Source organism: Klebsiella sp. KPN54798 (assembly GCF_021184225.1).
Lineage (GTDB): Bacteria > Pseudomonadota > Gammaproteobacteria > Enterobacterales > Enterobacteriaceae > Klebsiella > Klebsiella pneumoniae.
In genome coordinates this window covers 2,343,232-2,363,640 of record NZ_CP089234.1, presented here as the reverse complement: position 1 = coordinate 2,363,640, position 20,409 = coordinate 2,343,232, and the positions used below count along the sequence as shown (strand labels likewise).

Genomic DNA, 20,409 nt, shown 5'->3' with positions numbered 1-20,409 from the left:
GAGATCATGACCGATATTGCCATTGTTGCTGCCGTACGCACCCCGATAGGCAGCTTTCGCGGCGCCTTCGCCCCTCTTTCCGCCGTCGACCTCGGCGCGGCGGTGGTGCGCGGCCTGCTTGAACGCTGCCAGCTGCCCGCCGCAGCGGTCGACGAACTAATTTTCGGCCAGGTGCTCACCGCCGGCTGCGGGCAGAACCCGGCGCGCCAGACCGCGCTGCGGGCCGGCCTGCCGGTCGACACTCCGGCGGTCACCGTCAATCTGGTGTGCGGCTCCGGGCTGAAAGCGGTTCAGCAGGCGGTGCAGGCGATCCGCTGCGGCGACGCCGGGATCGTTATCGCCGGCGGCCAGGAGAGCATGAGCAATGCTCCCTATCTGATGCATGGCGCCCGCGACGGCCTGCGTTTCGGCCACGCCAGCCTGCAGGACAGCATGATCCAGGACGGCCTGTGGGACGCCTTTAACGACTACCACATGGGCATTACCGCCGAGAACCTCGCCGACGCCTTCGACATCAGCCGCGAGCGCCAGGACGCCTTCGCCGCCAGCTCCCAGCGCAAAGCAGCGGCCGCTATCGCCGCCGGGCGCTTTCGCGAGGAGCTCGTTCCGGTCAGCGTCCCGCAGGGCAAAAAGCCGCCGCGAGTCGTGACTGACGATGAGCAACCCCGCCCGGAGACCAGCGAGCAGCAGTTGGCCCAGCTGCGCCCGGCGTTTCGCCCGGCTGACGGCAGCGTCACCGCCGGGAATGCTTCGTCGCTGAACGACGGCGCAGCGGCGGTCCTGCTGATGCGTGTCGATAAAGCGCGCGAGCTTGGGCTGCCGGTGCTGGCGCGCATTGTCAGCTCAGCGGTCGCCGGGGTCGACCCGTCGGTGATGGGCATCGGCCCGGTGAGCGCCTGCCGCCAGGCGCTGCAGCGCGCCGGCTGGACGCTGGACGAGGTGGACCTTATCGAAGCCAACGAGGCTTTTGCCGTCCAGGCGCTGGCCGTCGGCCAGCTGCTTGAATGGGACAGCGAGAAGGTCAACGTCAACGGCGGCGCCATCGCCCTGGGCCATCCCATCGGCGCCTCCGGCTGCCGGATCCTCGTCAGCCTGGTGCATGAGATGCAGCGCCGGGGCGCCAGCAAAGGGCTGGCCACCCTGTGCGTCGGCGGCGGCCAGGGCATCGCCATGACCCTTCAACGTTAACAGGAGCCACTATGTTTACACCACGCCTGGCGGTACTCGGCGCGGGACTGATGGGCGTCGGTATCGCCTGCCATTTCGCCCGCCACGGTCACGCCGTCCGCCTGTATGACACCGATCCGCAGCGTCTCGCCGAGGTTCCGGCAGTGGCCAGCGCCATCCTGTGCGAGCTGGAGGCCAGCGGTCAACAGGATCCCGCCGACCGCGACGCGGTGCTGGCCCGTCTGACCCCCACCCCGACGCTGAATGCCCTGGCCGATGCCACGCTGCTGATTGAAGCGATCCCCGAGCGGCTGGCGCTGAAGCACGCCCTGTACGCCGAGCTGGAAACGCTGATCGCCGACGAGACGATTATCGCCAGCAACACCAGCGGCCTGCCGCCGGATCGGCTGGCGCAGGGCATGCGCCACCCTGAACGGTTGCTGATCGCCCATTTCTGGCATCCGCCGCACCTGATCCCGCTGGTGGAAGTGGTGCCCGGGAGCGCCACGCTGCCTCATCTGGCACGCCAGGTGAGCGACTTTTGCGCCGCCTGCGCGCTGGAGGCAGTGGTGCTCAACCGCGCCGCGCCGGGCTTTGTCGGCAACCGGCTGCAGTTCGCCCTGCTGCGCGAAGCACTGCATATCGTCCACAGCGGCATCGCTTCCCCGGAGGTGGTGGACCAGGTGATGCGCGCCTCGCTGGGCCGCCGCTATGCGATGGTCGGCCCGCTGGAGGCTGCGGACATGACCGGCCTGGCGACGGTCCAGGATATCTGCCAGCACCTGCTGCCGGAGCTGGCCAGCGGCACGGAGATGATGTCGCTGGTGGCGGAGAAAGTGGCGCGAGGCGACACCGGCGCCCGCAGCGGGCAAGGCTTTTACCGCTGGGACGAGGCCCGGCACCAGCGCATCCAGTCGCGCCGGGAACACCAGCTGCGCTTCGCCCTGAAACCCTAGTATCGCGTTCTGTACCCCTACAATAACAATGAGAGTGAGACGTCGTGATGAGTGTGATAATAGCCCTGGCCGCGCTGGCGTTACTGATGCTGGCAGCCTACCGTGGATACAGCGTGATCCTCTTTGCGCCGATCGCCGCCCTCGGCGCGGTGCTGCTCACCGACCCGGGCGCGGTCGGCCCGGCCTTTACCGGCCTGTTTATGGAAAAAATGGTCGGCTTTGTGAAGCTCTATTTCCCGGTGTTTCTGCTGGGCGCGGTATTCGGCAAGCTGATTGAGCTGTCGGGATTCTCACGTTCGATTGTCGCCGCCGCCATCCGCATCCTTGGGCGCCGCCACGCGATCCCGGTGATCGTGCTGGTGTGCGCCCTGCTGACCTACGGCGGGGTGTCGCTGTTTGTGGTGGCCTTTGCCGTCTACCCTTTCGCCGCCGAACTGTTTCGCCAGAGCGGGATCCCCAAACGGCTGATCCCCGCCACCGTCGCCCTCGGGGCATTCTCGTTTACCATGGACGCCCTGCCCGGCACGCCGCAGATCCAGAATATTATTCCCACCAGCTTCTTCGGCACCAACGCCTGGGCGGCCCCCTGGCTGGGGCTTATCGGCTCGCTGTTCATTATCATCTTCGGTTTGCTGTGGCTGGAGCGTCAGCGCCGCAAAGCGCAGGCCCGCGGCGAAGGCTATGGGACCGACCTGCAAAATGAGCCGGAGACCCCGGATGACATCGATCTGCCGCATCCGCTAATCGCTATCGCCCCGTTGCTGTTAGTGGGGGTGCTGAATCTGCTGTTCACCCACTGGATCCCGCAGTGGTACGGCGCCAGCCATGAGCTCACCCTGCCGGGTCTGGCGAAGCCTGTCGTCACCGAAGTGGGGAAAATCACCGCCATCTGGGCGGTGCAGGCGGCGCTGCTCTCCGGCATTGTGCTGGTGCTGGTTTGCGGCTATCGCAATATCCGCGGCCGGCTGGCGGAGGGAAGTCGGACGGCGGTGGGCGGGGCTATTCTCGCGGCGATGAACACCGCCTCTGAGTATGGCTTCGGCGCGGTTATCGCCGCCCTGCCGGGTTTCCTTGTGCTGTCAAAAGCCCTCGCGGCCATTCCCAATCCGCTGTTAAACGAGGCGATCAGCGTCACGGTGCTGGCCGGGATCACCGGCTCGGCCTCCGGGGGGATGAGCATCGCCCTGGCGGCGATGTCCGAGACCTTTGTCGCCGCCGCCCACGCCGCCAATATTCCGCTCGAGGTCCTGCACCGTGTCGCCGCCATGGCCAGCGGCGGCATGGACACCCTGCCGCACAACGGGGCGGTGATCACCCTGCTGGCGATCACCGGCCTGAGCCATCGCCAGGCCTACGGCGGCATTTTCGCCATCACGGTGATCAAAAGCCTCGCGGTACTGTTTGTCATTGCCACGTTCTATGTGACCGGCATTGTCTGATACCAGATTGAAGGAGTAATAAAATGAACTTACACGGTAAAACGGCGCTGGTCACCGGCTCCACCAGCGGCATCGGTTTAGGGATCGCCAAAGTGCTGGCGCAGGCAGGCGCCCAGCTGGTGCTCAATGGCTTCGGCGACAGCAGCCACGCCCGGGCTGAAGTTGCCGCGCTGGGCAAGATCCCCGGCTATCACGACGCCGACCTGCGCGACGTCGGGCAGATCGAGGCGATGATGCACTATGCCGAAAGCACCTTCGGCGGCGTCGATATCGTGATCAATAACGCCGGCATCCAGCACGTGGCCCCGGTGGAGCAGTTCCCGGTGGACAAATGGAACGATATTCTCGCCATCAATCTCTCCAGCGTCTTCCACACCACCCGCCTGGCGCTGCCGGGTATGCGCCAGCGCAACTGGGGGCGCATCATCAACATTGCCTCAGTGCATGGCCTGGTGGCGTCGAAAGAGAAATCGGCCTACGTCGCCGCCAAGCACGCGGTGGTCGGGCTGACCAAAACCGTGGCCCTGGAAACCGCGCGTAGCGGCATCACCTGCAACGCCATCTGCCCTGGCTGGGTGCTAACCCCGCTGGTGCAGCAGCAGATCGACAAACGCATCGCCGAGGGGGTCGACCCGGAGCAGGCCAGCGCCCAGCTGCTGGCGGAAAAGCAGCCCTCCGGGGAGTTTGTCACCCCGCAGCAGCTGGGCGAAATGGCACTGTTTCTGTGCAGCGACGCCGCCGCCCAGGTGCGCGGCGCCGCATGGAACATGGATGGCGGCTGGGTGGCGCAGTAAGCCGCTGGCGCCGCGAAGATCAGAACATCGCCAGAAAGCGTTTCACCGTACGCGAGCGCTCGAAGCGCCGCCAGGCGATGGCGATATCGGTCTTCAGCGGCGCCCCGCTAAGCGGGTGATAGCTGACGTTCGGCTGCTGGATGCAGGTCATCGACTGCGGAACCAGCGCGAAGCCGAAGCCTGCATTGACCATGCTCAGCGACGATGAAATTTGCGACGACTGCCAGGCGCGCTCCATATCGATCCCGGCGCGCAGGCAACTGTTATACACCAGCTCATACAGCCCGGGGGCCACCTCCCGCGGGAAGAGGATCGGCGCCACGTCGCGCAGCTGCTCCAGGGCAAGGGTCGGCTGCGTCGCCAGCGGGTTATCGCGCGGCAGCGCGATAACCATCGGCTCCTCATCGATAATCCGCAGATTAAAGGCTTTACTGCTCTCGCACGGCAGGCGGACGAAGGCGATATCCAGCTCGGCCTCGCTCAGGGCGGTCATCAGATTGGCCATATTGTCTTCCATCTGGTGCAGGGTCACCCCGGGGTGGTCGAGCTGAAAACGGTGCAGCAGCGTGAAGATTTGCGGATGGAAAGCATCAGAACTGGTAATGCCTAGCGACAGGCTGCCGTTCATCCCGCGCGCAATGCCCTTGGCCTTCTCCAGCGCCGCATCGCTCATGGCGAGGATCTGGCGGGCATCCTCATAGAAAGACTCTCCCGCTTCCGTCAGCTCCACCCCGCGGGTTAAACGCCGGAACAGCGGGGTCCCCACTTCGCGCTCAAGCCGCTGAATTTGCTGACTTAACGGAGGCTGTGAAATACCCAGCTCCTTGGCGGCCTGGGTGAAGTGCCGCGTCCTGGCGACGGCGACAAAATAGCGAAGATAACGAAGTTCCATATCGAAAACGTCTCAAACCAGCATGGTTTCTATATTGGAACTGTGAGCTGAATCGGGTCAACATTTATTTAACCTTTCTTATATTTGTTGAACGAGGAAGTGGTATATGAATCATTCTGCTGAATGCACCTGCGAAGAGAGTCTATGCGAAACCCTGCGGGCGTTTTCCGCGCAGCATCCCGAGAGCGTGCTCTATCAGACATCGCTCATGAGCGCCCTGCTGAGCGGGGTTTACGAAGGCAGCACCACCATCGCGGACCTGCTGAAACACGGCGATTTCGGCCTCGGCACCTTTAATGAGCTGGACGGGGAGCTGATCGCCTTCAGCAGTCAGGTCTATCAGCTGCGCGCCGACGGCAGCGCGCGCAAAGCCCAGCCGGAGCAGAAAACGCCGTTCGCGGTGATGACCTGGTTCCAGCCGCAGTACCGGAAAACCTTTGACCATCCGGTGAGCCGCCAGCAACTGCACGAGGTGATCGACCAGCAAATCCCCTCTGACAACCTGTTCTGCGCCCTGCGCATCGACGGCCATTTCCGCCATGCCCATACCCGCACCGTGCCGCGCCAGACGCCGCCGTACCGGGCGATGACCGACGTCCTCGACGATCAGCCGGTGTTCCGCTTTAACCAGCGCGAAGGGGTGCTGGTCGGCTTCCGGACCCCGCAGCATATGCAGGGGATCAACGTCGCCGGGTATCACGAGCATTTTATTACCGATGACCGCAAAGGCGGCGGTCACCTGCTGGATTACCAGCTCGACCATGGGGTGCTGACCTTCGGCGAAATTCACAAGCTGATGATCGACCTGCCCGCCGACAGCGCGTTCCTGCAGGCTAATCTGCATCCCGATAATCTCGATGCCGCCATCCGTTCCGTAGAAAGTTAAGGGGGTCACATGGACAAACAGTATCCGGTACGCCAGTGGGCGCACGGCGCCGATCTCGTCGTCAGTCAGCTGGAAGCTCAGGGGGTACGCCAGGTGTTCGGCATCCCCGGCGCCAAAATCGACAAGGTCTTCGATTCACTGCTGGATTCCTCCATTCGCATTATTCCGGTACGCCACGAAGCCAACGCCGCATTTATGGCCGCCGCCGTCGGACGTATTACCGGCAAAGCGGGCGTGGCGCTGGTCACCTCCGGTCCGGGTTGTTCTAACCTGATCACCGGCATGGCCACCGCGAACAGCGAAGGCGACCCGGTGGTGGCCCTGGGCGGCGCGGTAAAACGCGCCGATAAAGCCAAACAGGTCCATCAGAGTATGGATACGGTGGCGATGTTCAGCCCGGTCACCAAATACGCCGTCGAGGTGACGGCGCCGGATGCGCTGGCGGAAGTGGTCTCCAACGCCTTCCGCGCCGCCGAGCAGGGCCGGCCGGGCAGCGCGTTCGTTAGCCTGCCGCAGGATGTGGTCGATGGCCCGGTCAGCGGCAAAGTGCTGCCGGCCAGCGGGGCCCCGCAGATGGGCGCCGCGCCGGATGATGCCATCGACCAGGTGGCGAAGCTTATCGCCCAGGCGAAGAACCCGATCTTCCTGCTCGGCCTGATGGCCAGCCAGCCGGAAAACAGCAAGGCGCTGCGCCGTTTGCTGGAGACCAGCCATATTCCAGTCACCAGCACCTATCAGGCCGCCGGAGCGGTGAATCAGGATAACTTCTCTCGCTTCGCCGGCCGGGTTGGGCTGTTTAACAACCAGGCCGGGGACCGTCTGCTGCAGCTCGCCGACCTGGTGATCTGCATCGGCTACAGCCCGGTGGAATACGAACCGGCGATGTGGAACAGCGGCAACGCAACGCTGGTGCACATCGACGTGCTGCCCGCCTATGAAGAGCGCAACTACACCCCGGATGTCGAGCTGGTGGGCGATATCGCCGGCACTCTCAACAAGCTGGCGCAAAATATCGATCATCGGCTGGTGCTCTCCCCGCAGGCGGCGGAGATCCTCCGCGACCGCCAGCACCAGCGCGAGCTGCTGGACCGCCGCGGCGCGCAGCTCAACCAGTTTGCCCTGCATCCCCTGCGCATCGTTCGCGCCATGCAGGATATCGTCAACAGCGACGTCACGTTGACCGTGGACATGGGCAGCTTCCATATCTGGATTGCCCGCTACCTGTACAGCTTCCGCGCCCGTCAGGTGATGATCTCCAACGGCCAGCAGACCATGGGCGTCGCCCTGCCCTGGGCCATCGGCGCCTGGCTGGTCAATCCTGAGCGCAAAGTGGTCTCCGTCTCCGGCGACGGCGGCTTCCTGCAGTCGAGCATGGAGCTGGAGACCGCCGTCCGTCTGAAAGCCAACGTACTGCACCTGATCTGGGTCGATAACGGCTACAACATGGTGGCTATCCAGGAAGAGAAAAAATACCAGCGCCTGTCCGGCGTCGAGTTCGGGCCGATGGATTTTAAAGCCTATGCCGAATCCTTCGGCGCGAAAGGGTTTGCCGTGGAAAGCGCCGAGGCGCTGGAGCCAACCCTGCGCGCGGCGATGGACGTCGACGGCCCGGCGGTAGTGGCCATCCCGGTAGATTATCGCGATAACCCGCTGCTGATGGGCCAGCTGCATCTGAGTCAGATTCTGTAAGTCATCACAATAAGGAAAGGAAAATGAAAAAAGTCGCACTTGTTACCGGCGCCGGCCAGGGGATTGGTAAAGCTATCGCCCTTCGTCTGGTGAAGGATGGATTTGCCGTGGCCATTGCCGATTATAACGACGCCACCGCCAAAGCGGTCGCCTCCGAAATCAACCAGGCCGGCGGCCGCGCCATGGCGGTGAAAGTGGATGTCTCCGACCGCGACCAGGTATTTGCCGCCGTCGAACAGGCGCGCAAAACGCTGGGCGGCTTCGACGTCATCGTCAATAACGCCGGCGTAGCGCCGTCCACGCCGATCGAGTCCATTACCCCGGAGATTGTCGACAAAGTCTACAACATCAACGTCAAAGGGGTGATCTGGGGCATCCAGGCAGCGGTCGAGGCCTTTAAGAAAGAGGGTCACGGCGGGAAAATCATCAACGCCTGTTCCCAGGCCGGCCACGTCGGCAACCCGGAGCTGGCGGTATATAGCTCGAGTAAATTCGCGGTACGCGGCTTAACCCAGACCGCCGCTCGCGACCTCGCGCCGCTGGGCATCACGGTCAACGGCTACTGCCCGGGGATTGTCAAAACGCCAATGTGGGCCGAAATTGACCGCCAGGTGTCCGAAGCCGCCGGTAAACCGCTGGGCTACGGTACCGCCGAGTTCGCCAAACGCATCACTCTCGGTCGTCTGTCCGAGCCGGAAGATGTCGCCGCCTGCGTCTCCTATCTTGCCAGCCCGGATTCTGATTACATGACCGGTCAGTCATTGCTGATCGACGGCGGGATGGTATTTAACTAATAAAAAAAGCTCTGACATGGCTTGCCCCTGCTTTCGCGCAGGGGCTTTTTTTGGTTTGGGTGTGAGCTTCGTGCAAAACACAGCAACGATATTTGGAGGTCTCTGGCACGACGCGGGCAATTTGACCGGGCTGAAGGTCTGCTTTGAGCGGGAAGCGGACATGCCTCCCTTGCGGTGTAAAAACTTTCTGGTAGCAAGGTGGTATTGATGCATCAAAGACCGGTAAACTTAGGCGCAGCCTCTGCTGCGGTATCATTTTGAATAATAAAGGATGACACTTTGAGACTTTATGATGTAATTACTGACTGCATCCAGCTTAAATTAAGTGGAGCTGCAACAGATAATGTTATTCAATGCTTCGGTGGCAATATACTGACAAAAGAAAAGCCAGTTTTGGCAATCGAAGTTTCGAGCAAAGAAATATTGCTTTGGATGATGCAAGGAGCAACGAATGTACATGTTTATATCAGCGCAGGTACTTTTCATGTAAATGCATTGTATGCACCAACTGTCCGCTTTCCAGCAGCCAGAATTTATTTTATGAAATCAAAAGACCTTTTCTGGTTTGGCCATATTGGTGTTTATCTCGTACAACACGGAATCAAACTTACTCCAGTAGATGATGCCAGCTTCTCAAAGCTCATTGATGATACGGGGTATGTACAACGTTATAAGTCGTGGTGCGAAAAAAGGAAAGCTGACTCGAGATTATTCGATGGTCTACTAGGAGGGCGGTTTAAGAATACTGCTGTAGATCAAGCTATATGGCTATCCTCCGATGGAAAGTGCTTGGTTTGCGGTGAAAAAGCCGATCGCATGGCGACCAGTACTGTTTGGGGAAAGTCAGGGATGATGATTGGTATGCAGTTGTGTTTGACACATGAAGAGGAATCTCAGAAGCAATCAATTCTTCTCAACTATCTCTCGAATCATTTGGGTGGAATAGTTATGTTCTCAAATATGCGTCCACTGACTACTGAGGAAATGCTTGAGCAGACCTGCGAAATACTTAAAGTAAATTTCAAATGCACTATCATGAAAGTCGTAGGGGAAACTGTAACCGCCCGAAGACAGTCAGGGATCACCGTAGTAATCAGACACCAATCTCCGTCGAATTATGCCCATATAATAATAACCCCTGAAGGAAAACAGTTGTCTAGGGTCGATTCAGCCGATCATCACAAAATACCTTACGGCCCTGATCATGTACATTCTGATCTGCGTAAATCTACAAAAAATATCGTCGAGACAAGCTTTACATACGGACATATTGGTCTAGATATGAAACTACTTTTAAAGCTGATCCAAGAGGCTGAAGATAAATTATAAGTTAATCTAATGATACTAGCAATGGCGGCTCCAGGCCCGCAGTCGATGGGCTGCTATAATATTATCTTCATCATCGTGTTCTATTGTGATAGGCATCCTTGATGATATTAAAACTGAATTAATTACTTGTTTAGGTGACACGCTAACCTTGAGCGCTCCATTTATATCTCTTGCGTATACTTTATCGGCAACATCTCTATTCCTTCTATTAATTGCCTTTTTTAATCTAATGACAGGAAGCTTGCTTTGTCTTGCATCCTCGACTCTCCAACGAGAAGTGTTTGAGTATCTTACGTTTTTTTGAAGATATTCTAAAGTAGAAGCAAACTCCGAGTTCGACATATCAATAACCGATGTGTCAAACCAAATTAGCCTATGTGCAGATATCAATACGATATTATTATAATCTCTTAGTTTTTTTAGTATGTGATATATTAGTGATGACTTGCCAGTGTAAGCAGACCCGTTATAGTTCTACGCACTTTTTGAGAGTTTCGGCTTTTCGGCCATCAGCCGGTACTCTTCCGGTGTCAGGTTATTCAGGGATTCATGGGGCCGTTCGCTGTAATATTCAGCCAGCGAGCTCTCCGTGATTTCCCGTGCTTCATTCAGGGTCCTGAACAGATAAAAATCCAGTATTTCTGTCCGGTACGTCCGGTTAAAACGTTCAATAAAGGCATTCTGCGTTGGTTTCCCTGGTTTGATAAATTCCAGTATCACACCATGCTCTTCAGCCCACTGCGCCAGCGTCAGCGAGACCAGTTCAGGCCCGTCATCCATCCGCAATTTCAGCGGATAACCCCGGTTTGCCACGATCCTGTCCAGCACCCTGATCACCCGCTGAGCCGGGATATTCAGGTCAATTTCGATCGCCAGTGCTTCGCGGTTAAAATCATCCACCACGTTGAAGGTCCAGAAGCGTCTGCCGCATACCAGCGCATCGTGCATAAAATCGATGGACCAGCTCTGGTTCATCGCCTCTGGCGTCGCCAGCGGAGCCGGCTTACGTACCGGCAGGCGCTGTTTTCCCTTACGACGAAAATTCAGTTTCAGCAGGCAGTAAATGCGGTGAACTCTTTTATGGTTCCAGCTATTGCCCTGCCTGCGCAGCACCTGAAAAAGCTTTTTAAATCCGTATCACGGATAGCGCTCAGCCGCCACGTTCAGTGCCATAATCACCGGCTCATCACGTCGTGTATCCGGCTAATAAAGAAATACCGTCCTGCTCAGCGACAATGTCCTGCAGGCCTGACGTAAGCTCATGGCAAACTGCGCGGTCAGATAGCTGACCAGTTCACGCTTTATCGCTAGTTTTAAAGCTTTTTTTCAATAATGTCTTTCAGTGCACGGCACTCGAGACTCAGCTCCGCAAACATCTGTTTCAGCCGGCGGTTTTCATCCTCAAAGTCTTTCATCTTTTTGATATCACAGGCTTCCATACCGCCAAACTTCTCTCTCCAGTTGTTATACGAGGCCTCAGAGATCCCGGCCTCGCGGCAGACATCCTTGACAATAGGCATACCCGCCCGTGAATTAGGGCTTTCCTGCAGGAGTTGGGGTTAAGTAACACTGGTTTGATTCAAGTGTTTTCGGATGCTGTTGTTTTTGCCAACATTGAGGCTATATTAGTTCGCATTTTTATCTCTACTTTTTCCGCCATCTCTTCTATCAATTCTGGTAATTCTGCATGGTTATTTCTTGCGTTGTAAGGTATTACGATTAATTTTCTTAATCTCCTATGTATCTCTCTTATGTTTTGAGGTATGTTACTGCTGGTAATAATATAATGTGGCCGTGATCTAGGATAGCGATAAGCGTATAATTCCATTAATGAGGTGATTGCAGGATCATCCATTGAAAAACCTACAAAAAGGAATGTGTAGTTTAGTAATAATGAATCAAGGAATAGTGAGTAATTCTCGTTACCAAAAGCAAGTCTAATGTATTGCGAACGAGAGAATACAATATTGCTTACATCATCTATTGAACCGTGTATTTTTATTATATAAGAAGTATCATGCTCTTTTAAAACTTTAAAAATATCATTGTCTACTTTAGAAATAACTTTAAAATGGCGATCACCATCTGCTAATGAAGAAGTCCATGCACTTTCTATTAGCTTATCAAAGTTAGTGGTAAGTATTATTCTTTGGCCTAGTGATATCAAGGCCCTATGAAGACTTGAGGGTTGAGCTGCGCGACCATACTCTTCTGTTATTTTACGTTCCCACGACTCTCCATAATCTGCTTGTAATAATTCACATGCAAGAAGATAATCTTTGGAGGACAGTAATTTTTTGATTTGTTTCTTTAAAGATGGCTCTCTATCTTTAGATGCATCTTCTAAAAATGTTGGCCAACCTTTAAATCTATTATCGGCATCAAGGTTAACGCTTGAAGACACCCCTGCCCCTAAAAATAAAACTACTTTTTGCTGTGCAAGATCGTTTATTAAATCCTCATTATATATAGTCATAAACTATTTCTCGCCATTAGCAGTCTGAATGTTCTCTAAGTATCTTCTTGCAATATCTCGATAAAGTTCACGCGCGCTTTTTCTAAGTCTGGTGTAATTTCCTGTACCAGACACTGATATCATCGGAACGTGTTGTGATTGTGATTTCGGAGCTAAACTACCTAAATGACGTATATCTCCAAGGTGTGGGTTCATATCTTTTGATGCATAAAGTTTAGAAAGATGTTCAGTAATTTTAGAAGGAAACACCTCTCCAATGTCTTCATACGCCTTTACCCGACGCTTCGATTTTATTTCTTCTTCAGTATTCTCAAGCTGAATTGTATCGTATCCAGAGCGTTCTTTATGTTGTTGGGTGACGTAACCGAGAAACTTTAGTTTTCCTTGAGGTGATAATTGTGATAATTCGCTAGGTTCCTCTGAGAGCCGAATCCCTGTGTCTAATTCTTTTTTCCATATTGAAACCGTGGAGCCAATATTTTTAATAGCCCATAGTGAAAATACATCGATTGACATTGGGACGACAAAAAATTCCATTGCCAGTAATACTGCCCTGTTGATTGCGCCTAATGATGGTCCCATGTCAAAGAAAACAAAATCATAATTTAGCTCACGAGCTTTCTTAATTAACTCTGCAAATACAAAAGTTGTCCTAATTCCTCGCATCCCTCCGCCTTTGGCATCTCGCCAGTCTCCAGCTAAAAGGTCTTCCTGTAAAGCGAGTCTAGGGTCACCGACAATTATGTCAAAACCGAAATTCTCTACATGCCTTATAGGCAGGTCACTTTCATATCCTTTACCAAAGGATAGTGGTCTTATTACTGTATAAATACTATCTGGATTTTCTTGCCCATATAATTCCTGAGTTTCTTCATCACTTAATACATACTGCGTGAGATTACATTGAGGGTCGGCATCCACAATAAGTACTTTTGCACTAAAGTTTATTGATAGCTCTGCTCCTAAATTTGCTACTAATGTAGTCTTCCCAACCCCTCCTTTATTATTAAAAAAGCAAGTGGTTTGTGTTTTAAGCTTTTTTATTTGACTTATTAATAAATGGTCATGTTGAGTTAGTTCTATATTTGTATTTTTACTTCTACTTTTCCTAACCATAGCTTAGCTCCAGACATTAAATAAATTCACATTCATAATAGCAATTTTTGCATAACTGTCATGAGGTTACAATCAAAAACATGCGCGAGTACCAAAAATCAGTTCAGAGTTCAGGAGCGCCGCAATTAATCCGGTCTTGGTAAAGCCAGAGGGCTTTCTTCGCTTTGATAGTGCTGCCAATCGGTAGCTTTGACTTTCCTCACATAACGAGCATGGTTTTCCGCTTCTGGCACACAGCAGACATGAAATTCTGCAATAGCATTCGTACACTTACAACATCGAGTAGCTTCTGAAAGCCGCGTCAGCGGCATGGCAGCGCCAGATGATGTCCATGTGACAGTCCAGCCAAATGGCGCCGAGGTCACGGCGCAGCCGGTTCTCGGGTTATAAATTCTGCCGGTCCCAGTGCCCTGATTAGCTTTAACTCGCGTTCCGCGCTTAAGAGGTCCAGGCCTTAATTTTAACTTCGTTGATCGAGTTCTACCGCGCTTGCGACGGAAGGGGGGCTCCACGGCCTTAGCGGCAGCTTGCTGCTGACGCTAAGGAGGATGTACTTCAGTGAGTTCAGCTACGCCTGGAAGCCTAACACGGTAGCGGCTAAGCGTAGCGCCAGCAGAGAAAAACCCGGATGGCGGCGTATGGCGCCTTATCCGGGCTACGCTCTGGTGCCGTATTTTTGCCGGGTGGCAGCTACGCCTTACCCGACCCGGTGATTTGGCGCTCAATTCGCGCCCTTCGCAGGCCCGCGCAAGCGTAGCGCCGCCGGGCAAGGGCAGCGGGTGCGGAGCCGCTTTTGTGCCGGGTGGCGGCTGCGACTTACCCGGCCTACGGTCCGTGCGACTTGTCGTTAATTTATTCACCATTGTTGCTGAAACTGCCGGTGCTGGCGGCCTCAAAATCGCTGAGACGTTCCCGGAAGGCCGGGGCAGCCCGCATGGATGCGGGCTGAGGGCCGTGTTTTGCACGGACGCTGACTCGGCCCGACCCGAAGCCAGCAGGGATAAGTCGAAGGCACCACGAAGTGGCGATTTTGCTGGCCGGATCCCAGGGGTACAGGGGGCGGCGGCGACTGGCCGCCCCCTGTGCGCTCCCTGCGCCATGCCAGGCATAACGCAGAAGATTAATCGGGAGCGCAAAATACGCTGAAGCCACAGATAACATAAAAGACTTCCCGGCAGTGCTTTCCCTCACCCAGGCCTTCTTCCGGAGGGAGAGAGAACCGTACGGCAGTCGTTGCCGTTCCATGACGCTCCCTGCGCCACGGAGAACCGGGTGCAGCACCACGAAGCGGGAGCACAGAGTACGCTGAAGTCACGCGTGAGAAACGCTTTCCCGGGCTGAGAACCAGGAAACCGATAATAGTCTCCACCACCGCCGGCAAGAAATCAGGCTCCGAGCCCAACATGTTGCCGGGTGGCGGCTGGCGCCTTACCCGGCCTACAAAGGCTACCCGCGATTTGGCGCTCTATTCGCGCCCTTCGTAGGCCCGCGCAAGCGTAGCGCCGCCGGGCAAGGACAGCGGGCACGGAGCCGATTTTGTGCCGGGTGGCGGCTGCGCCTGACCCGGCCAACAAAGGCATCCCGTCAGCTCATATCCCCTGGCCCGCGCCTGCGCAGCGCCGCCGGGCAGTTATTGCGCCTGCTGCTGCGCCTGCGCCAGCTGGCGGACGATCGCCTCGCGCCGCGCATCCCCTTTCGGTAGCCGGGCCAGCAACGCCTGCAGGGCCGCCACGGCCTCGGGGTAATCTTCATTACGCACCGCGCTCAGGGCCAGCATCTCCAGCACCGGCAGGCTGTTCGGCTGCCGCTGATGCAGGTCACGCAGCAGCAGCTCGCCCATCCGAACCTGACCGCTATCCCCCGCCCGCACCAGCGCGCTGGCGTAATCGAAAGCCGCCGCCGGGTCGTCCGCCGCCAGAGCATGCGCCCGGCCAAAGGCGCCGATCGCCGTCTCGCCATCGTTTAACAACAGGCCCAGCCGCCCAAGCAGCTGCCAGCCGGCGAGGTCGTTCGGCGTATCCTGCAGGTGGCTGCGCAGGCCAAGCCGCAGCTCCGCCAGCTCATCCATTCGCAGCGGCGCCGCCGTCGGGTCCTTAACCTGCTGCAACAGTGCAGGATAATGTCGTTCAGCCTGCTGCCAGAGCAGCACCTGACCAATATCGCTGGTTTTCAGATACAGGCCCAGACTCAGGACCACCAGCAGCAGCGCGCCCGGAAACAACGCCCAGCGGTTTAGCGGCCGTTCGCCAGGCAGCGGCTGCGGCGGGATATCGGTCAGCAGCGTGCTCTGAAGCTCGACGACCAGCGCCGGGTTGTCCTCGCCGCGCTCCTGCGCCAGCTCCTGCAGGCGCGACTGGTACAGGGCGCGGTTGAGAGCATCGCGGTCTACCGCCCCTTTGCCCGACCACGGGAAGTACAGCAGCCCCAGCGCGCCAGCCAGCAGCAGCGCGACGATAACCACCAACAGGCTCATCGTTCTTTTCCTTCTTTCAATAATGCCGCCAGCCGCTGGCGCTCTTCGGCGCTGAGCGCCGCGTCAGGAATGTCGCGACGGCGGGCGCGGGCGATAATTACTCCCGCGCCCGCCAGCACGAACAACCCCGGTCCCAGCCACAGCAGCACCGTGCCCGCGGTCAGCGGCGGCTCATAGCTGACAAAATGACCGTAGCGGGCCACCATATAGTCAACGATCTGCCCTTTCGTTTTACCCTGCTGCATCAGCTCGTACACCTTCTGCCGCATATCAGCGGCAATCATCGCGTTTGAGTCGGCGATGCTGTTGTTCTGGCATTTAGGGCAGCGCAGTTGGGAGGTGATCTCGCGGAAGGCCTGCTCCTGGGCCTCATCCTTAAACTGCCAGGTATCGATGGCGGCCCACGTCTGGCCGGTCAGCATCAGGGCCAGCAGGATGACTATTACACGTCTCATCAGCCCGCCCTCCGGTTGTATTGATCCCACAGCGGCTGGAGCTCCTCGCGCCACACCCGTTCGTTCAGGTCGCCGGCGTGCCGCCAGCGGATAATGCCCTGACCGTCGATGAGAAACGTCTCCGGCGCGCCATAGACCCCGAGATCCAGGCCAAGCATGCCGTTGCCGTCGTAGAGGCTCAGCCTGTAGGGATTACCCAGGCGCTGCAGCCAGCTCATCGCCTTCTGGCGATCGTCTTTGTAGTTCATCCCCACCACCCGCACGCCCTGCTGCGCCAGGCCGTTGAGAAACTGATGCTCGGCGCGACAGGTTGGACACCAGGTGGCCCAGACGTTGAGCAGCAGCGGCTTGCCGTCAATCAGCGTCCGTCGGTCCAGCGTCTGACCGGGGGTATTCAGCGCTTCAAGGCGAAATTCCGGCAGCGGTTTGCCAATCAGCGCCGACTCGAGGGTCGTCGGGTCATCGCCCTCGGCGTTGCGCATCAGTTGCCAGAACAGCGCGGCGGCCAGCGCCAGAAACAGCACCAGCGGGATAAACAGTAGCTTCCGGTTCATGAGGCCTCCTGCAGCTTCTTACGCATCCGGTAGCGCGGATCGAGCATGCAGCACAGACCGCCGAGGGCCATCAGCACCCCGCCGTACCAGATCCAGCGAACGAACGGTTTATAGTACAGACGCACCGCCCAGCTGCCGTCGCTCAGCTCTTCCCCCAGCGCGGCGTACAGATCGCGGGTCAGCCCGCCGCTGATCGCCGCCTCGGTCATCATCATCCGGCTGGCGGTGTAAAAGCGTTTCTCGGCATACAGCGTCGCTTCCGGGCGGCCGTTGCGGGTCACGGCGATAATGCCTTCGCCGCCGGTCCAGTTGGGGCCGACGATATTGCGCACGCCGTTAAACACAAAGTGATAGCGGTGGATATCGATGCTGTCGCCGGGGCGCATCCGTACATCGCGCTCCACGCTGTAGTTCTGGCTGAAGGTGATGCCGATAACGGTCACCGCCACGCCAACGTGGCCGAGCACCATCCCCCACTGGCTGCGGGTCAGCGTGCGCAGGCCGCGCCAGAAGCCGTGGCGATGGGTGGCCCGTTCGTGAACCTCCATCAGGGCGAAGATCAGCACCCACAGGGCCATCATCAGGCCTATGACCGCCATGGCGGTGATACGGTCCTGCAGCAGCCACGGCAGCGCCAGAGAAAGTGACAACGTCACCAGCAGAGCGATAATCAGGCGCTTAATCTGCCTGGCGACGTCATCGCGCCGCCAGCGGATCAGCGGCCCCAGCCCCAGCAGCAGCGCAAACGGCGCCATCAGGGCGGTGAACATGGTGTTAAAGAACGGCTCGCCGATGGAGATGCTGCCGAGGCCCAGCTCTTTATGCACCAGCGGCAGCAGCGTCCCGAGGAGCACCACCAGCATCGCGGCCATCAGCAAGATATTGTTGCCAAGCAGGAACGTCTCGCGCGACCAAAGCGTATGTTCCACCCGCGCCCGCACCCGGCCGCCCTTCAGGGCGTACAGCAGCAGCGATCCGCCGATGGCGACAATCAGCAGTACCAGAATAAACAGCCCGCGCGACGGATCCGAGGCGAAGGCATGCACCGAAACCAGCACCCCGGAGCGCACCAGGAAGGTGCCCAGCAGGCACAGGGAGAAGGCGGCGATGGCCAGCAGCACCGTCCAGGCGCGGAAGCTGCCCCGCTTTTCGGTCACCGCCAGGGAGTGCAGCAGCGCGGTTCCCACCAGCCACGGCATAAACGAGGCGTTTTCCACCGGGTCCCAGAACCACCAGCCGCCCCAGCCCAGTTCGTAGTATGCCCACGCCGAGCCCAGCACGATGCCGAGGGTGAGGAACATCCATGCCGCCTGGGTCCAGGGACGCGACCAGCGCGCCCAGGCAGTATCCAGCCGGCCCGCCAGCAGCGAGGCGATGGCGAAGGCGAAAGCCACCGAGAAGCCGACGTAACCCATATAGAGGATCGGCGGATGGAAAATCATGCCGATATCCTGCAGCAGCGGATTGAGGTCGCGACCATCAATGGGGTACTGCGGCAGGCCGCGGCTGAACGGATTGGAGGTGAAGAGGATAAACAGCAGGAAACCAAAGGCGATCATCCCCATCACCGCCAGCACCCGGGCGACGGCGTCGAGCGGCATCCGGCGGCTGAAGATGGCGACGGCGAAGGTCCAGACGCTGAGCAGCAGAACCCACAGCAGCAGCGAGCCCTCGTGCGCCCCCCAGGTCGCCGCTACCCGATACCACACCGGCAGCGCGCTGTTGGAGTTTTCCGCCACATAGCGGACGGTAAAGTCATTGACCACAAAGGCGTGCACCAGCAGCAGGAAGGCGCCGCCGATACAGGCGAATAGCCCCCAGGCCAGCGGCCGTGCCAGGGCCATCAGCCGCCGATCCTGCCGCGCCGCGCCCCACAGGGGATAGACGCTCAGGAGCAGCGCCAGCCCCGCCGCCAGACACAATAAAAAGTTGCCCAGTTCCGGCATCATGGCTGCGCCCCCGTTTTCTCCGGCGTCATGGCGTTTTTCACCTCCGGCGGCGTGTAATTTTCATCATGTTTGGCCAGCACCTGCTGGGCGGTAATATGCCGCTCGCCGTCCAGTACGCCCTGGGCCACCACGCCCTGCCCTTCACGAAACAGGTCCGGCAGAATGCCCTTATAGCTGACGTCCACCACCCCGCGGGCGTCATACAGCTTAAAGCGCACGTCGAGGGTTTGCGGGTCGCGCTGCAGGGAGCCCGGCTGAACGTAGCCTCCCACCCGCAGCCGCTGACCGGTATGGGGCAGCGCCCGGGTTTCCGTTTTGCCGTAGATAATTTCCCCCGGGGTGTAGAACAGATCGATATTGCTGCTCAGGGCGTACAGCGTCAGGCTGACGGTGAGCCCAAGTCCGGCGAGCACCGCCAGCACGATATACAGCCGGGTTTTACGACGCGCTTGCATCCGCGGCCTCCTTGTCATGTTCGCGGGCGGCAGCGATCCGCCGCTCGCGCGCCTGCTGGCGTCGTACCTCATGGAACAGCGCCCGCCGCGCCCACAGGGTATGCACCGTCAGCAGGCCAAATGCGGCGACGGTCACGGCCACCGCCAGCCAGACGTACAGGGCATAGCCGCCCATATTCAGGAAGGCGGCGAAAGACGAAAAGGCGGGGCTCATCGGGCGGCTCCTTTATTCACCAGCGCCACCACCCACGGTCGACGGCGCTCCAGTTGCAGGATCAGGTTACGCAGGCGCATCAGGGTCAGGGTGACCGACAGCGTGAGGAAGGCAAAGATGCAGATCCGCAGCGGCAGACGCATGCTTGGGTCGATGGTTTGCTGCAGGTTGGTCGAGCCCTGGTGCAGGGTGTTCCACCAGTAGACCGAGTAATGAATGATGGGCAGATTGACCACCCCGACCAGCACGAGGATCCCCGCCGCGCGCCCGGCCAGCCGCCGGTCGTCAAAGGCGTGCCACAGGGCGATGACCCCGGCATACAGAAACAGCAGCACCAGCTCTGAGGTCAGACGGGCGTCCCAGATCCACCAGGTCCCCCACATCGGCTTGCCCCATGCCGCGCCGCTGACCAGCGCCACCAGGGTGCAGACCGCCCCCACCGGCGCCAGGGCGGCGATCGCCAGATCGGCCATTTTGATCTGCCAGACCACCCCGACGAAGGCCGCGACGGCCATCGCCAGGTACAGCCCCATCGACCACATCGCCGCCGGGACGTGAAGGTACATGATCCGGTAGCTTTCCCCCTGCTGATAGTCCGCGGGGGCGAAGCCAAAGCCCCACCCCAGGCCGATGACCAGCAACAGCGCGCTCAACGCCGCCAGCCAGGGGATCCAGCATCCGCACAGGCGGTACAGCCGCTCGGGGATCGCCAGTTGATGTAACGCTTTCCACATAGACGCTTACTCACACGGTTATGATGGCCGCGCCCGC

General features: G+C 58.2%; 18 protein-coding genes and 1 pseudogene. 8 read left to right on the top strand and 11 right to left on the bottom strand.

Annotated elements, in window-relative coordinates; all coding sequences use genetic code 11:
* Window positions 1–6 precede the first annotated feature (6 nt).
* The 4 genes from LPQ25_RS11290 to LPQ25_RS11275 are packed head-to-tail and all read left to right on the top strand — an operon-like array spanning window position 7 to window position 4,356.
* Window positions 7–1,188, top strand: a complete 1,182-nt coding sequence (locus LPQ25_RS11290) for an acetyl-CoA C-acetyltransferase (protein ID WP_014907457.1) — start codon at window positions 7–9, stop codon at window positions 1,186–1,188.
* 11 nt (window positions 1,189–1,199) lie between these two features.
* Entirely contained in the window at window positions 1,200–2,123 is a 924-nt protein-coding gene (locus tag LPQ25_RS11285; protein WP_004184318.1) for a 3-hydroxyacyl-CoA dehydrogenase family protein, read from the top strand.
* A 44-nt stretch (window positions 2,124–2,167) separates the two neighbouring features.
* Window positions 2,168–3,562, top strand: a complete 1,395-nt coding sequence (locus LPQ25_RS11280) for a GntP family permease (protein WP_014907456.1) — start codon at window positions 2,168–2,170, stop codon at window positions 3,560–3,562.
* A gap of 23 nt (window positions 3,563–3,585) precedes the next feature.
* Window positions 3,586–4,356: a 3-hydroxybutyrate dehydrogenase gene (locus tag LPQ25_RS11275; RefSeq protein ID WP_004189574.1), complete on the top strand. Its 771-nt coding sequence runs from the start codon at window positions 3,586–3,588 to the stop codon at window positions 4,354–4,356.
* A gap of 19 nt (window positions 4,357–4,375) precedes the next feature.
* Here the strand turns inward: LPQ25_RS11275 and LPQ25_RS11270 are convergent, their stop codons facing one another.
* Window positions 4,376–5,248: a LysR family transcriptional regulator gene (locus LPQ25_RS11270; protein ID WP_004145376.1), complete on the bottom strand. Its 873-nt coding sequence runs from the start codon at window positions 5,246–5,248 to the stop codon at window positions 4,376–4,378.
* 106 nt (window positions 5,249–5,354) lie between these two features.
* On the opposite strand from LPQ25_RS11270, the gene budA reads away from it, so the two are divergent.
* The 4 genes from budA to LPQ25_RS11250 all read left to right on the top strand — a co-directional run bounded on the left by budA (window position 5,355) and on the right by LPQ25_RS11250 (window position 9,946).
* The gene (budA, locus tag LPQ25_RS11265) at window positions 5,355–6,134 is read left to right on the top strand and encodes an acetolactate decarboxylase (protein WP_002908205.1); all 780 of its coding nucleotides are present in this window, start codon (window positions 5,355–5,357) and stop codon (window positions 6,132–6,134) included.
* Window positions 6,135–6,143: 9 nt separating this feature from the next.
* Window positions 6,144–7,823 carry an acetolactate synthase AlsS gene (gene alsS, locus LPQ25_RS11260; RefSeq protein WP_004175750.1) on the top strand — a complete coding sequence of 560 codons (1,680 nt, stop codon included), beginning with the start codon at window positions 6,144–6,146 and terminating at the stop codon, window positions 7,821–7,823.
* A 23-nt stretch (window positions 7,824–7,846) separates the two neighbouring features.
* A complete protein-coding gene (locus LPQ25_RS11255; protein ID WP_004151179.1) occupies window positions 7,847–8,617 on the top strand; it encodes a (S)-acetoin forming diacetyl reductase in 771 nt (256 codons plus the stop codon).
* Between the two features lie 279 nt (window positions 8,618–8,896).
* Window positions 8,897–9,946, top strand: a complete 1,050-nt coding sequence (locus LPQ25_RS11250) for a hypothetical protein (protein ID WP_014907455.1) — start codon at window positions 8,897–8,899, stop codon at window positions 9,944–9,946.
* Between the two features lie 474 nt (window positions 9,947–10,420).
* Here LPQ25_RS11250 and LPQ25_RS11245 read toward each other — a convergent pair.
* The 10 genes and pseudogenes from LPQ25_RS11245 to LPQ25_RS11200 form a co-directional block, all read right to left on the bottom strand.
* Window positions 10,421–11,466, bottom strand: a pseudogene (locus LPQ25_RS11245) (IS3 family transposase).
* A 59-nt stretch (window positions 11,467–11,525) separates the two neighbouring features.
* Window positions 11,526–12,422 carry an SIR2 family protein gene (locus LPQ25_RS11240; protein ID WP_015874882.1) on the bottom strand — a complete coding sequence of 299 codons (897 nt, stop codon included), beginning with the start codon at window positions 12,420–12,422 and terminating at the stop codon, window positions 11,526–11,528.
* Between the two features lie 3 nt (window positions 12,423–12,425).
* Complete coding sequence (locus LPQ25_RS11235; RefSeq protein WP_014907451.1) at window positions 12,426–13,538, bottom strand: ParA family protein; 1,113 nt, start codon at window positions 13,536–13,538, stop codon at window positions 12,426–12,428.
* Between the two features lie 1,630 nt (window positions 13,539–15,168).
* Window positions 15,169–16,011, bottom strand: a complete 843-nt coding sequence (ccmI, locus tag LPQ25_RS11230; RefSeq protein WP_014907448.1) for a c-type cytochrome biogenesis protein CcmI — start codon at window positions 16,009–16,011, stop codon at window positions 15,169–15,171.
* Window positions 16,008–16,454 carry a cytochrome c-type biogenesis protein gene (locus LPQ25_RS11225; protein WP_072158549.1) on the bottom strand — a complete coding sequence of 149 codons (447 nt, stop codon included), beginning with the start codon at window positions 16,452–16,454 and terminating at the stop codon, window positions 16,008–16,010. The genes ccmI and LPQ25_RS11225 overlap by 4 nt, the downstream gene beginning before the upstream one ends.
* An 11-nt stretch (window positions 16,455–16,465) precedes the next feature.
* Window positions 16,466–17,020, bottom strand: a complete 555-nt coding sequence (locus tag LPQ25_RS11220) for a DsbE family thiol:disulfide interchange protein (RefSeq protein WP_004189556.1) — start codon at window positions 17,018–17,020, stop codon at window positions 16,466–16,468.
* Entirely contained in the window at window positions 17,017–18,969 is a 1,953-nt protein-coding gene (locus LPQ25_RS11215; protein ID WP_014907446.1) for a heme lyase CcmF/NrfE family subunit, read from the bottom strand. Before LPQ25_RS11215 ends, LPQ25_RS11220 begins: the two co-directional genes overlap by 4 nt.
* Window positions 18,966–19,424 (bottom strand): cytochrome c maturation protein CcmE, encoded by a 459-nt coding sequence (ccmE, locus tag LPQ25_RS11210; protein ID WP_004143391.1) that lies wholly within the window; start codon window positions 19,422–19,424, stop codon window positions 18,966–18,968. The genes LPQ25_RS11215 and ccmE overlap by 4 nt, the downstream gene beginning before the upstream one ends.
* Window positions 19,408–19,638, bottom strand: a complete 231-nt coding sequence (gene ccmD, locus LPQ25_RS11205) for a heme exporter protein CcmD (protein ID WP_004175730.1) — start codon at window positions 19,636–19,638, stop codon at window positions 19,408–19,410. The genes ccmE and ccmD overlap by 17 nt, the downstream gene beginning before the upstream one ends.
* Window positions 19,635–20,372 (bottom strand): heme ABC transporter permease, encoded by a 738-nt coding sequence (locus LPQ25_RS11200; protein WP_002908223.1) that lies wholly within the window; start codon window positions 20,370–20,372, stop codon window positions 19,635–19,637. Before LPQ25_RS11200 ends, ccmD begins: the two co-directional genes overlap by 4 nt.
* Between the last annotated feature and the right edge of the window lie 37 nt (window positions 20,373–20,409).

What these genes read in the sequence shown, in the direction of transcription:
- LPQ25_RS11290 (WP_014907457.1), top strand. Translation starts at nt 7, where the DNA reads ATGACCGATATTGCCATTGTTGCTGCCGTACGCACCCCGATAGGCAGC.
- LPQ25_RS11285 (WP_004184318.1), top strand. Translation starts at nt 1,200, where the DNA reads ATGTTTACACCACGCCTGGCGGTACTCGGCGCGGGACTGATGGGCGTC.
- LPQ25_RS11275 (WP_004189574.1), top strand. Translation starts at nt 3,586, where the DNA reads ATGAACTTACACGGTAAAACGGCGCTGGTCACCGGCTCCACCAGCGGC.
- LPQ25_RS11270 (WP_004145376.1), bottom strand. Translation starts at nt 5,248, where the DNA reads ATGGAACTTCGTTATCTTCGCTATTTTGTCGCCGTCGCCAGGACGCGG.
- budA (WP_002908205.1), top strand. Translation starts at nt 5,355, where the DNA reads ATGAATCATTCTGCTGAATGCACCTGCGAAGAGAGTCTATGCGAAACC.
- alsS (WP_004175750.1), top strand. Translation starts at nt 6,144, where the DNA reads ATGGACAAACAGTATCCGGTACGCCAGTGGGCGCACGGCGCCGATCTC.
- LPQ25_RS11255 (WP_004151179.1), top strand. Translation starts at nt 7,847, where the DNA reads ATGAAAAAAGTCGCACTTGTTACCGGCGCCGGCCAGGGGATTGGTAAA.
- LPQ25_RS11240 (WP_015874882.1), bottom strand. Translation starts at nt 12,422, where the DNA reads ATGACTATATATAATGAGGATTTAATAAACGATCTTGCACAGCAAAAA.
- LPQ25_RS11235 (WP_014907451.1), bottom strand. Translation starts at nt 13,538, where the DNA reads ATGGTTAGGAAAAGTAGAAGTAAAAATACAAATATAGAACTAACTCAA.
- ccmI (WP_014907448.1), bottom strand. Translation starts at nt 16,011, where the DNA reads ATGAGCCTGTTGGTGGTTATCGTCGCGCTGCTGCTGGCTGGCGCGCTG.
- LPQ25_RS11220 (WP_004189556.1), bottom strand. Translation starts at nt 17,020, where the DNA reads ATGAACCGGAAGCTACTGTTTATCCCGCTGGTGCTGTTTCTGGCGCTG.
- LPQ25_RS11215 (WP_014907446.1), bottom strand. Translation starts at nt 18,969, where the DNA reads ATGATGCCGGAACTGGGCAACTTTTTATTGTGTCTGGCGGCGGGGCTG.
- ccmE (WP_004143391.1), bottom strand. Translation starts at nt 19,424, where the DNA reads ATGCAAGCGCGTCGTAAAACCCGGCTGTATATCGTGCTGGCGGTGCTC.
- ccmD (WP_004175730.1), bottom strand. Translation starts at nt 19,638, where the DNA reads ATGAGCCCCGCCTTTTCGTCTTTCGCCGCCTTCCTGAATATGGGCGGC.
- LPQ25_RS11200 (WP_002908223.1), bottom strand. Translation starts at nt 20,372, where the DNA reads ATGTGGAAAGCGTTACATCAACTGGCGATCCCCGAGCGGCTGTACCGC.